We start from the raw sequence: 11,659 nt of genomic DNA, 5'->3' as shown, positions 1-11,659 counted from the left end.
CCCCGCAGGGTGTCGAACGCAACCACCCCCCAGAAACCGCAGCACTGCCCGAACGTTCGACACCCGAGGAGACGCCCCGGCACGGCACCGACCCCGCAACCGCCCCGCACCACCCCCGCCCACACCTCCCGGCGCCGCTCCCCGAAAGCCCCGCACCGCCCGAAGCCCCCCACCGCACTCCGCCCGCGCGCCGCCCACGGCCCGTTGTCAGTGCCGGGTGCAAGACTCGCAGGCATGAGCGAGCGCTGGGCCGTCGCCGCGACGGACGGGGGTGGGGCGCTGCTCGTGCCGCTGGGGCGGGACGGGCGGCCGGCCGGCGACGTGCGCAGGGAGCCGGACCTCGTGACGGCGGTCGGCTCCAGGCCCGAGGTCGGGCGGTGGATCTGGCGGTCCACCGCCGAGATCTACCCCCGGCTGCTCGCCGCGGGCGTACGCGTCGAGCGGTGCTACGACGTGGAGGACGCCGAGTCACTGCTGCTGGGTCACGAGGGCCGCCACGGCGAACCGCACTCCGCCGCCGCGGCCTGGGCCCGGCTGCACGACCGCCCCGTACCGCCCGACCCCCCGCAGCGCGCCGCCGAGCCCGGCTCGCAGTCGTCGCTGTTCGAGCCGCAGCCCGTCCCGCTGCCGTTCGAGGACCTGCTGGAGGTGTACGCGGACCAGCAGCGCAGACACGCCGCGGCGGAGCACCCCGACCGGATGCGGCTGCTCACGGCCGCCGAGTCGGCGGGGATGCTGGTGGCCTCGGAGATGAACGGGGTGGGCCTGCCGTGGCGGGCGGACGTGCACCGGGCGGTGCTGGAGGAGCTGCTGGGCGAGCGGTACGCGGGCGGCGGCGACCCGCGCCGCATGGCCGAGCTGACGGACGAGATCTCGGCGGCGTTCGGCCGGCGCGTACGGCCGGAGCTGCCCGCCGACGTGATCAGGGCGTTCGCGCAGGCGGGCATCAAGATCAAGAGCACCCGGCGGTGGGAGCTGGCGGGGGTCGACCACCCGGCGGTGGAGCCCCTCATCGCGTACAAGAAGCTGTACCGGATCTACACGGCGCACGGCTGGGGCTGGCTCCAGGACTGGGTGCGGGCGGGCCGCTTCAGGCCGCAGTACCTGCCCGGCGGGACGATCACGGGCCGGTGGGTGACCAACGGCGGTGGCGCGCTCCAGATCCCGAAGGTGATCCGGCGGGCGGTCGTCGCGGACGAGGGGTGGCGGCTGGTGGTCGCCGACGCGGACCAGATGGAGCCGCGCGTCCTGGCCGCGATCTCGCGCGATCCCGGCCTGATGGACGTGGCGGGGCAGCCCGGCGACCTCTACAAGGCGGTGTCGGACCGGGCGTTCTCCGGTGACCGCGACATGGCGAAGCTCGCGGTGCTGGGGGCGGTGTACGGGCAGACCTCCGGCGACGGCCTGAAGAATCTCGCGGCGCTGCGAAGACGCTTCCCGCGCGCTGTCGCGTACGTGGACGATGCGGCGCGCGCGGGCGAGGAGATGCGGCTCGTACGGACGTGGCTGGGGCGCACCTGCCCGCCGGCCGCGGGGGCGGGGGACGACGGGGAGGCGGGAATCCCCCAGGACGACACAGAGCCGCCGGCGACGACGCGCGAGGGGGAGTTCACCCCGGGGTACGCGTCGACGAACGCACGGGCACGGGGGCGATTCACCCGGAACTTCGTGGTGCAGGGCAGCGCCGCGGACTGGGCGCTGCTGATGATGGCGGCGCTGCGGCAGAGTCTGCGGGCGGCGGGGCTGCGGGCGGAGCTGGTGTTCTTCCAGCACGACGAGGTGATCGTGCACTGCCCCGCCGAAGAGGCGCAGACGGTGGCGGAGGCGATCCGCGCAGCGGGTGACCTGGCGGGCCGGATCGCCTTCGGCGAGACGCCGGTGCGGTTCCCGTTCACGACGGCGATCGTGCAGTGCTACGCCGACGCGAAGTAACCGCCGGCAACCCGCCCGACCAGCCACCGGGCAGCGCCAGCACGGGGCTACGGGCCCGCACGGCGAGTGGGCGGGCCAGGTGGGCACAAACCGGCCCCGCGGGCACACCGCCGGGGGCCCGAGCCGGCCGGCGCGCGGGCCACGTCGCCCCGGGCGCCGACCACGGCGACGGCGTCGGCCAGGCCGTGTCGTCGCTGGTCGGCGGAGGGACGCACGGCCGCTCGGGAATGATTCACCTGTTCGGCCGCTCATGACTCCGGCCCCCGTGGGTACCCGCCGCGCATGAGCGCTATCCAGAGCACAGGCTCCAGCGTATTGGCCGGCCTCGCGGAGCCCCTGGCCGCGACCGACCACGTCATCGGCATCGCGCCTTTCATCGCGGGGCTCGCGATCGCGGCCGCTCTGATCGCTGCCGTGTGGTGGGGCATCCGCATCAGGAACCGCGAGCCTTCGCCTCCCACGCCCCAGGAGCAACCGCACCGCCCCGAGAACTCGGGCCCGCCCGAGGTCAGGGAACGCCGGGAACCCGACGAGGTGATTCCCCCGGAGGGCGGCCGCGGACGGCTTCTGCCGCACGAGCTCAGGAACACCGGCAACAGCTCCGGCCGGCGCAGCACCGGAAACCCGGAGGAGCCGCCCAGGTGGGACGAGAAGTCCGGTGGTTCCTTCGGCAGCGGAGGCCCCGGCAGCTGACCGCCGACAGGCGGAACAGCGCCTTCCGTACACAGACTGACCACAGCGCAGAGATTGCACACAGACGAGAGTCGAGAGTGTCGACAAGGAGCACCCCTGCATGACCACCCTCAAGAGCACCCTGCCCGACGCCGACCGCAAGACCACCGCGGAGGCCCTCCAGGGCACTCTGGTGGACCTTCTCGGCCTGTCGCTCCTGGCGAAGCAGGCGCACTGGACGATCGTGGGACCGCGCTTCCGCTCGATCCACCTCCAGCTCGACGAGGTGGTGGACTTCGCCCGTTCGTACGCCGATGTGGTGGCGGAGCGGGCGTCGGCCATCGGCGTCGCGCCGGACGGACGCGTGGAGACGGTCGCCAAGTCGGCCGAACTGCCCACGCCCATGGACGGCTGGACGCAGGACAGTGATGTCGTGACCCTGATCGTCGACGCGCTCGGCGGCATCGGCACGAGGATGCGCGAGCGGATCGAGGCGACCGACAAGCCGGACCCGGTGACGCAGGACATCTTCATCGGCCTCACCGCGGAGCTGGAGAAGCAGCGCTGGATGTTCCAGGCCGAGAACCAGCGCTGAGGTCCGCGCGGGCGCGCACCCGCCCATCCAGCGCGGGCGGGGCCGGCACACCGCCGGCCGACACGGGGCCGTCGCGGTGCCGACGCCGGACCGTCGCGAGGCGCCGGACCCGTCACCGGGCCCACACCGGACCGACGCGGCCCCGGCGTCACCACCGCGCACCTCCCCCGCCCGCCTCCTCCGCGCCTCCGACCAGGCCCAGCCCCACCGCCGCCCCACCCCACCACCGCCCACCGCCCCACCCGCACCGCATCCGAGGAGCCGCACGATGGCCGGGACACACCCAGTCGCCGGATCGACCGACGACGCGCGACGGGGCGAGCGGGACGCGGAGGGCGGCCAGGACGCGCGCCGCGCCCCGACCCCCGCCCGCGCGTCCGCGCGGGACACCGCCCGCGTCGCCGTACGGGTGGCCCTCCCCACGCTCGCCGGCGGTGTGATCCGGCGCCGCAGGCGCGGCATGGCGATGGCCGCCCGCGTCGACGCCGACCGTCATGCGGTGGAGCTCATGAACGGGCTGCGCCGCCGATACGGTCCCGGCCCGCTCCATCTGCGCCTGGCGGGCCGGGACCTCGCCCTGCCGCTCTCGGCGCCGGACGCCCGCCGGGTGCTGGACGAGACGCCGGAGCCGTTCACCCCGGCGGCCCGCGAGAAACGCGACGCGCTCGGCCACTTCCAGCCGCACGGCGTACTGGTCTCCCAGGGTTCGGAGCGCGAGGAACGCCGGGCGTTCAACGAAGAAGTGCTGGAGACCGGGCGCCACCTCCACCACCTCGCGCCGGGGTTCGTGCGCACGGTCCGTGAGGAGGCCGCCGAGTTGCTCGGCGGCGCCGGCGGCCCGCTGGACTGGGACGCCTTCGCCGCCGTCTGGTGGCGGATCGTACGCCGCGTAGTCCTCGGGGACGCGGCTCGGGACGACACGGCCCTCACCGACCGGCTCGCCCACCTGCGCGGCTTCGGCAACTGGGCTTCGCTGGTGCCCACCCGCGTCACCGCCGGCCAGCGCGAGCGCTTCCTGCGCGATCTGCGCGAGCGCCTGGACCGGGCGGAGCCGGGCAGCCTCGCCGAGGCGCTGGCCCGGACGCCCGCCAAGCCGGGCGTCGACCCGGCGGGCCAGGTGCCGCACTGGCTCTTCGCGTTCGACGCGGCCGGCATGGCCGCCGCCCGCACGCTCGCCCTCCTGGCGACCCACCCGGCGCAGGAGCAGCAGGTGCGCAATGAGCTGGCCATACCGGATCTGGCCCGGCCGCAACTGCTGCCGTACACCCGCGCGTGCGTCACGGAGTCCGTACGGCTGTGGCCGACGACGCCGTTCCTGCTGCGCGAGAGCACCCGGGAGACCCGGTGGGGCGAGGGAACCCTGCCCGAGGGCACGGTGTTCCTGGTGTACGCCCCGTACTTCCACCGCAACGGTTCCGCGCCGTACGCCGACCGCTTCGTACCGGAGATCTGGCTGGACGGCACGGCGCACACCGGACCCGAGCTCGTGCCGTTCAGCGCGGGGCCGGGCGTGTGCCCCGGCGAGGACCTCGTCCTGCTCGTCACGTCGACGCTGGTGGCCGCGCTGATGGAGGGGCACAACCTCCGGCTGGACGGCCCGGGCGCGCTGCAGGCCGACAAGCCGCTGCCGTACACCCTCGACCACTTCGCCCTGCGCTTCACCGCCACCGCCCGGCCCTGACGGGAGTCGCGGCCGAGCGGCGGGTGTCAGTGGTGGGTGACACGCTGGATCTACGAGGATCTGCGCGACGAAAGGCAAGGTCATGATCACCACCGACTTCGTGCCCGGCTCTCCTTGCTGGATCGACCTTGGCGCCCAGGACGTCCCCGCGGCGGCCGGTTTCTACAACGCGGTGCTGGGCTGGCAGTTCGAGAGCTACGGCCCCGACGCGCCGGACGCGAGCGACTACGGCCTGCTGAAGCGGGAGGGGCAGACGGTCGCCGGAATCGGCAAGCTCACCGAGGAAGGCGCCCGCTCGGCCTGGATGATCTATTTCTGCACCCCGGACGCCGACGCGACCACCGAGGCCGTCGAGCGGTCGGGCGGCACGGTACGGGTGCCCCCCATGGACGCGGACGGGGAGGGGCGGATGGCCCAGTACACCGATCCGCAGGGCGGCCAGTTCGCGGTCTGGCAGCCGGGCAGAATGCGGGGCATGGAGGCGGCGGACGAGCCGGGGACGCTGTGCTGGACGGAGCTCTACACGACCGACTCGGCCGAGGCCAAGCAGTTCTACGCCACCCTCTTCGGCTGGACCACCGACGACATGGAGGTCCCGGGCGGCGGCGGGACGTACTCGATGATCACCCCCGCCGGCCAGCCGCAGGAACGGATGCACGGCGGCCTCATGGAGGTCCCCTCGGAGGCCCTGGCGCTGAACGGCGGCCGGCCGTACTGGCATCCGGTGTTCGCGATCGAGGACTGCGACGCCACGGTCGCGCGGGTCACCGAGAACGGCGGCAACGTGCTGATGGGCCCCGAAGACGCCGAGGGCGTCGGCAGGCTCGCCGTCTGCGTCGATCCGTCCGGTGCGGACTTCGTGGTGCTCACCCCGGCCACACCGGCCACGGCGTGAGCGGACGCCCGGCCCACGACCTGCCGTGCCGCACAGCGTGAGCGCGCCCGACCGCCGACCGCCGCGGTGCCGGCGGTCGTGATCATCACCGGCCGGTGGTCCGCGAGACGTCGGCCTGCTCCTGAAAGCCCCGCCCGGCTCGGTGGGCCGGGCCCGGCCCGCACTCACGCGCCGGGCCAGTCCCCGATCGTGGTGGCGGCCTTGTACCGGCCCAGTGACAGCGGTGCGGTTCCGCACCCCGGCCCGAGCGCTACCCCCTCGCGCCCCAATACGGCGCTGTCCGCCATACCCGGGCACATCCACACCCGGCCGCCCCGCACCCCCGAATGCTTGATTCTGTTCGTAACGTGCTTCCTGCGAGCACCTATTGACATGTAACTGGCAATCCAGCGAGAGTCGACCCCGCCAGGGAAGTGATGCCGGTCACGTATCGAGGAGCGTCTCGCATGCCCGAAATCCCCGCAGTCTCACGTCGCTCGCTCCTGGGAGGGACGCTGGCCACCGGGGCGTCCCTCGCCGCCGGGATCGGATCGGCCGGGAGCGCGTCGGCGGCCCCCGCCGGCGCCGCCGACGCGAGCGCCGGCTCCGGAGCGACACCGGGGCGCAGGCCGGGCCAGAAGTCGATGATCAACGTGCCGTTCGAGCCCTACAAGACCGTCCGCGTCGGCGTGATCGGACTCGGCAACCGGGGCTCCGGCATGACCACGGGCTGGTCCGTCGTGCCCGGCTGCGTCGTCACCGCCGTATGTGACATCCGCGCCGACCGCGCCAAGCGCACCGCCGACCAGCTGGTCGCGAAGGGCAAGCCGCGCCCGGCGGAGTTCGGCGGCTCGGCGGACTCGTACGCGCGGATGCTGGAGCGCGACGACATCGACCTGGTGTACATCGCGACGCCGTGGGAGTTCCACTACGAGCAGGGCAAGGCCGCGCTGCTGGCGGACAAGCACGTCGTCGTCGAGCTGCCCATCGCGACCGAACTGCGCGAACTGTGGGACCTCGTGGACACCTCCGAGCGCACCCGCAAGAACCTCATGCTGGCGGAGAACTGCAACTACGGGCGCAACGAGCTGGCCATGCTGAAGGCGGCGCACGAGGGCCTGTTCGGCGACATCACCAACGGCCACGGCGGCTACCTGCACGACCTGCGCGCCCTCCTCTTCTCCCCCACCTACTACACCGACTCCTGGCGCCGGCTCTGGCACACCCGCAGCACCGCGTCCTTCTACGCCATGCACGGACTCGCTCCCATCGCGGCGGCGATGGACATCAACCGCGGCGACCGGATGACGACGCTGAAGGCCACCGCGACCGCGCCGAAGGGCCTCGCCGACTACCGCGAGCGCTTCGTCCCCAGGTCGCACCCGTCGTGGAACGAGACGTACGTCAACGGCGATCTCGTCACCTGCGCGATCGAGACGGCGAAGGGCCGGACCATCAGGGCCGAGCACGACGTGAGTTCGCCCCGCCCCTACAGCCGCATCAACTCGATCGCGGGCACGCGCGGGATCTTCGAGGACTACGCGGGCACGTCGACGACCGGCGGCCGCATCTACGTCGAACCGGACCACGGCGGCCACTCCTGGCGCGACTTCGACACGTACCGCAAGGAGTTCGACCACTGGCTGTGGAAGAAGATCGGCGACGACGCCGCGAACAACGGCGGCCACGGCGGCATGGACTACGTACTCCAGTGGCGCACGGTGCAGACGATGCGGGCGGGGCTGGTGCCGGACATCGACGTGTACGACTCGGCCGCCTGGTGTTCGCCGGTTCCGCTGAGCGTCATGTCGCTGGCCGCCAAGGGGCGGCCGGTGGCGATACCGGACTTCACCCGTGGCGGCTGGGTCAACCTGCGCTCCGGCCTTGACTCGCGCATGACCGAGATGCCGCCCGTCCCGTGACCGGTGGGTGCGCAGGACCGCCGTACCCGACGACGCCGGACCCCCGGATCTCCCGATCACCGCACCGCCGGACCCACGATCCCGCGCACGGGCGCGCACGCGCGCAGGCGCACTCGCGAAGGAGCAGGCCATGAGATCGGCTTCGGCACGACTGATCACTCCGCTCAGAGCGCTGGCCGCGGCGGTGGCGGGCGCGCTGCTGCTCGTCCCCGCCCAGGCGGCGGCCGCGCCCGCTGCCGGAACGTCCGCGGCGGCCGGGATCGAGGTGACCGTCTCGCCCGTCGACCTCGACGGCCCGACCGTCTCGACGGTGAAGGTGTCCGTCAGGAACGCGGGCCCGCAGCGGATGCGCTCCCTGAAGGTGGCCTTCGCCGGGCCGGTCGGCTGGGCGGTCCAGCCGGCCGTGCGCGCGGTCGACGGATCCCTGGCGTCCGGCGCCACGGCCGAGACCACGTTCCGGATCCAGGTCCCGGAGAAGCGCTCCGGTTTCGTGATCCGTACGTTCACGGCGACCGCCACGTACCAGGGCGGCGACGGCGAGGGCACGGCCACCGGCACGCGGACCGAGCGGTCCGGGACGCCGCGGCCGAACCTGGCGGCGGCGTACAACAACGTGGCGATCACCGACGAGTCCGCGACGAAGGCCGGCGACTACGACGGCGAGGGCAACAGCTTCTCGGCGCAGAAACTCGCCGCGGTGGGCCTGACGCCGGGGGCGACGGTCGAGGCGCTCGGCGCGAAACTCACCTGGCCGGACGTGCCGGCCGGTACGAAGGACAACGTGGCGAGCGGCGGGCAGGCGATCACCCTGGGCGGCAGCGGCGCCAGGCTCGTCTTCCTCGGGTCCGGCGTCACCAGTGCCGCGACGGGCGGCGCGACCGTGCACTACACGGACGGGTCCTCCAGTACGGGCACGTTCGGCTTCCCCAACTGGTCGTTCGACCCGGTGACGGCCCACGGCGCGACGCTGGTCACGTCGACGGACGGCCGCAACCGGCAGGACGGGTACGGCAACGCCACGGTGAAGTACAGCGTGTTCGCCCACTCGGTGCCGCTGGATCCGGCGAAGACGGTGGAGTTCGTGGTCCTGCCCGCGAACGCCAACATCCACATCTTCGCCATGGCCGTCGCGCCGTAACGGGAGCCGCGGCGGCGGCCTGCGGGGTGGGACGGGGGCGGCTCGCCCAGGGGGCCAGCTTGCCGGGGGACGCAGCAGCTTGCCGGGTGGGCCGCAGCCACCCGCCCGGCAACCGGCACCGGTCCCATCGGCCCCCACTCGGCAACCGGCCCCGGTCGCGTCAGCCCGTACGGCGCCCCACAGGCGAAGACCGCCCCGGGCGCGGCCTCATACGGTCATACGGCGATCACCTTGATCCCGGCATCGGTGAGCCGGGCCGTGGCCTCCGCCGTGATCGCGGAGTCCGTCACCACCACGTCGATCCGGTCCAGCCCGCAGATCCGGGCGAACGCCCGCTTCCCCATCTTCGACGAGTCCGTCACCACGATCACCCGGTGCGCGCGCTCCGCGAACAGCCGGCTGACGCTCGCCTCGTCCTCCTGATGCGCCATCACGCCCAGCTCAGGGTCCACCCCGTCGACGCCGAGCACCACCACGTCCAGCACCACCTCGCCCAGTACGCCCATGGCCAGGGGCCCAACCAGCTCGTACGTCTGCGGCCGCGCCACCCCGCCCGTGACCACGATCTTGATCTGCGGGCGTACGGCCAGCTCACCGGCGATGTTCAGCGCGTTGGTGACCACGGTCAGCACCGGGCCCGCACCGGCGGCAGCGGCGGAGCCGGCCGCGGACGCCCGCAGCGCCAGGGCCCGCGCGACCTCCGTGGTCGTCGTACCGCCGTTGAGTCCGACCACGTCCCCGTCCGCGACCAGGTCCGCCGCGGCCGCCGCGATCCGCTGCTTCTCGGACGCGTGGCGCGAGGACTTGTAGCGCAGGGGCAGCTCGTACGACACGCCGTGCGCGATCGCCCCGCCGCGCGTCCGCACGAGCATCTGCTGCTCCGCGAGCTCGTCGAGGTCCCGGCGGATCGTGGCGGCCGACACCTCCAGCGTGGTCGCGGCCTCCTCGACCTCCAGCCTGCCCTCGGCGGCCAGCAGTTCCAGCAGCGCGCTCCACCGCTCGTGTTTCGACATGCGGTCGGACTCCTTCACGACATGGACGGGGCGATCGGCGTGGTGAATACTTCGCCCCATGGCGGGCGACGCTTGAATCTGCTTGGAAGGCCCGCCGTTCGAGCAGCTTCAATCATATGGGAGTCGTTCCATGCCCACCGCAGAGCCCACGGCAGACCCGACCGCCGCCTCCCGCCCCGACCGCGCGGCCTCCCGTACCGCGGTCGAGATCGCCTCCCAACCTGCCACATGGACGCGGGCGGCCACGACGCTTTCCTCGCACACGGACGCCCTGCCGCGCCGGGGCGAGCGCGTCGCCGTCGTCGGCTGCGGCACCTCGTGGTTCATGGCCCAGGCGTACGCCGTGCTCCGCGAGAGCGGCGGCCACGGCGAGACGGACGCGTTCGCCGCCTCGGAGTTCCCGTACCGCACCGGCTACGACCGCGTCCTGGCGATCACCCGCTCGGGGACCACGACCGAAGTCCTCGAAGTGCTGCGGCGGGTGAGGGGCGCGGTGCCCACCGGCGCGATCACCGCCGATCCCGCCACGCCCGTCATGACGGCGGCGGACGCCGTGGCCGTGCTGGACTTCGCGGACGAGGAGTCGGTCGTGCAGACCCGTTTCGCCACCACCGTCCTCGCCCTGCTGCGCGCCCACCTGGAGTCGGAGGGCGCGCTTCCGCCCGGCCTGCGGCTCCTCGCCGAGGCGATCGGGGACGCCGGGCGGGCGCTCTCGGCCCCGCTTCCCGCGGAGGTGCTCGGCGCCGAGCAGTTCACCTTCCTCGGCACCGGCTGGACATACGGACTCGCGCTGGAAGCGGGGCTGAAGATGCGCGAGGCGGCGGGGGCGTGGACCGAGGCGTACCCGGCGATGGAGTACCGGCACGGCCCGATCAGCATCACCGGGCCCGGCCGCGTGGCCTGGGTCTTCGGCCCACTGCCGGACGGTCTTGCCGAGGACATCGCACGCGTCGGCGGCACGTTGACGGCCGAGTCACAGGCCGCCGGCTCCGGCGCCCTGGACCCGCTGGCCGACCTGATCCGCGCCCAGCGCCTGGCGGTCGCCCTCGCGGAGTCCCGCGGTCACGACCCCGACAGGCCGCGCAACCTCACCCGGTCGGTGGTACTGGACGGCGGCTCGGGGGAGGCTTCGGCGGGCGGTGCGGGGAACGGTCCGGCGTAGCCGTCATGCCTCGCGCGCCCCGCCCGCCCCCAGCCGGTACGCCGTACGGTCCCGCCAGCGACCGTCCTCCCGGACGATCAGCCGCACCGCCTCCACGTACGACGTCACGGGCAGGGCGGGGGTCAGCTCCGCCTCCAGAGCGTCGTAGGCGCGCTCCCAGGTGTCCGGTCCCTCGTGGTTGGCCAGCGTCAGGTGCGGGTCGAGGCCCTCGCCGAACAGGCCCCGGTACGGCGCCGCTTCGGGCCATCGCCCGGTGAGTTCCTTGGTGAGCGCCCGTACCGGGTCGGCCGGCCACGGGTCGAGGCACAGGACACCCGGGTACCGCGCGAACCCGGCGAACGTCAGCCGGAAGGGGTCGTGCGACCGGAACAGGGCGAGCAGTTCGCGGTGGATTGTGCCGTCGATCCGGCTCACGTGCAGGAACGGGTAGAGCACGGTCACATGGGCGGGGATCCCGGTCCGGACCAGGGGATCCGCCTCCGGCACCCCGATGGTCAGGGCCGTGTCCCCTTCGACGTCGGGCCACCCCACTGTCACGCCCCCGCCCCGTCCGCGCCGCCTGTTCCCCTGCGAGGCCAAGCGAACCACAGCGCCGGCACCGACGCGCCACCGCGGGCGGGCGACGGGCGACGGCCGCCCGACGCGCCGCCGGCGGGCGACCGCGGAAGGT

At 73.6% G+C, this 11,659-nt stretch carries 10 protein-coding genes; 8 read left to right on the top strand and 2 right to left on the bottom strand.

What is annotated here, in order from left to right:
• Positions 1–234 precede the first annotated feature (234 nt).
• From ACWGH0_RS33900 to ACWGH0_RS33870, 7 genes are all read left to right on the top strand, one after another.
• A complete protein-coding gene (locus ACWGH0_RS33900) occupies positions 235–1,932 on the top strand; it encodes a bifunctional 3'-5' exonuclease/DNA polymerase (protein WP_453408115.1) in 1,698 nt (565 codons plus the stop codon).
• A 282-nt stretch (positions 1,933–2,214) separates the two neighbouring features.
• Positions 2,215–2,625, top strand: coding sequence for a DUF6479 family protein (locus ACWGH0_RS33895; RefSeq protein ID WP_453408114.1), 411 nt, complete (start codon positions 2,215–2,217; stop codon positions 2,623–2,625).
• Positions 2,626–2,725: 100 nt separating this feature from the next.
• Positions 2,726–3,199, top strand: a complete 474-nt coding sequence (locus ACWGH0_RS33890) for a Dps family protein (protein ID WP_453408113.1) — start codon at positions 2,726–2,728, stop codon at positions 3,197–3,199.
• A gap of 268 nt (positions 3,200–3,467) precedes the next feature.
• On the top strand, positions 3,468–4,880 hold the full coding sequence (locus ACWGH0_RS33885) for a cytochrome P450 (RefSeq protein ID WP_453408112.1): 1,413 nt from the start codon (positions 3,468–3,470) through the stop codon (positions 4,878–4,880).
• 82 nt (positions 4,881–4,962) lie between these two features.
• Complete coding sequence (locus ACWGH0_RS33880; RefSeq protein ID WP_453408111.1) at positions 4,963–5,775, top strand: VOC family protein; 813 nt, start codon at positions 4,963–4,965, stop codon at positions 5,773–5,775.
• 446 nt (positions 5,776–6,221) lie between these two features.
• Positions 6,222–7,676, top strand: a complete 1,455-nt coding sequence (locus ACWGH0_RS33875) for a Gfo/Idh/MocA family protein (RefSeq protein WP_453408110.1) — start codon at positions 6,222–6,224, stop codon at positions 7,674–7,676.
• Positions 7,677–7,806: 130 nt separating this feature from the next.
• Positions 7,807–8,814, top strand: coding sequence for an NEW3 domain-containing protein (locus ACWGH0_RS33870; protein ID WP_453408109.1), 1,008 nt, complete (start codon positions 7,807–7,809; stop codon positions 8,812–8,814).
• 215 nt (positions 8,815–9,029) lie between these two features.
• On the opposite strand, the gene ACWGH0_RS33865 is transcribed toward ACWGH0_RS33870, so the two are convergent.
• Complete coding sequence (locus tag ACWGH0_RS33865; protein ID WP_453408108.1) at positions 9,030–9,827, bottom strand: DeoR/GlpR family DNA-binding transcription regulator; 798 nt, start codon at positions 9,825–9,827, stop codon at positions 9,030–9,032.
• A gap of 130 nt (positions 9,828–9,957) precedes the next feature.
• On the opposite strand from ACWGH0_RS33865, the gene ACWGH0_RS33860 reads away from it, so the two are divergent.
• The gene (locus tag ACWGH0_RS33860; protein WP_453408107.1) at positions 9,958–10,989 is read left to right on the top strand and encodes an SIS domain-containing protein; all 1,032 of its coding nucleotides are present in this window, start codon (positions 9,958–9,960) and stop codon (positions 10,987–10,989) included.
• Between the two features lie 3 nt (positions 10,990–10,992).
• Here ACWGH0_RS33860 and ACWGH0_RS33855 read toward each other — a convergent pair whose 3' ends face one another.
• Positions 10,993–11,526, bottom strand: a complete 534-nt coding sequence (locus ACWGH0_RS33855; protein WP_453408106.1) for a 2'-5' RNA ligase family protein — start codon at positions 11,524–11,526, stop codon at positions 10,993–10,995.
• Positions 11,527–11,659: the final 133 nt, after the last annotated feature.

This window comes from Streptomyces sp. NPDC054887, from assembly GCF_053610585.1.
This window is presented reverse-complemented; position numbering and strand designations above follow the sequence as displayed.

Excerpts from the sequence above, each read along its gene's own strand:
- ACWGH0_RS33870 (WP_453408109.1), top strand. The coding sequence starts at position 7,807 with ATGAGATCGGCTTCGGCACGACTGATCACTCCGCTCAGAGCGCTGGCC.
- ACWGH0_RS33885 (WP_453408112.1), top strand. The coding sequence starts at position 3,468 with ATGGCCGGGACACACCCAGTCGCCGGATCGACCGACGACGCGCGACGG.
- ACWGH0_RS33900 (WP_453408115.1), top strand. The coding sequence starts at position 235 with ATGAGCGAGCGCTGGGCCGTCGCCGCGACGGACGGGGGTGGGGCGCTG.
- ACWGH0_RS33875 (WP_453408110.1), top strand. The coding sequence starts at position 6,222 with ATGCCCGAAATCCCCGCAGTCTCACGTCGCTCGCTCCTGGGAGGGACG.
- ACWGH0_RS33865 (WP_453408108.1), bottom strand. The coding sequence starts at position 9,827 with ATGTCGAAACACGAGCGGTGGAGCGCGCTGCTGGAACTGCTGGCCGCC.
- ACWGH0_RS33890 (WP_453408113.1), top strand. The coding sequence starts at position 2,726 with ATGACCACCCTCAAGAGCACCCTGCCCGACGCCGACCGCAAGACCACC.
- ACWGH0_RS33895 (WP_453408114.1), top strand. The coding sequence starts at position 2,215 with ATGAGCGCTATCCAGAGCACAGGCTCCAGCGTATTGGCCGGCCTCGCG.
- ACWGH0_RS33880 (WP_453408111.1), top strand. The coding sequence starts at position 4,963 with ATGATCACCACCGACTTCGTGCCCGGCTCTCCTTGCTGGATCGACCTT.
- ACWGH0_RS33860 (WP_453408107.1), top strand. The coding sequence starts at position 9,958 with ATGCCCACCGCAGAGCCCACGGCAGACCCGACCGCCGCCTCCCGCCCC.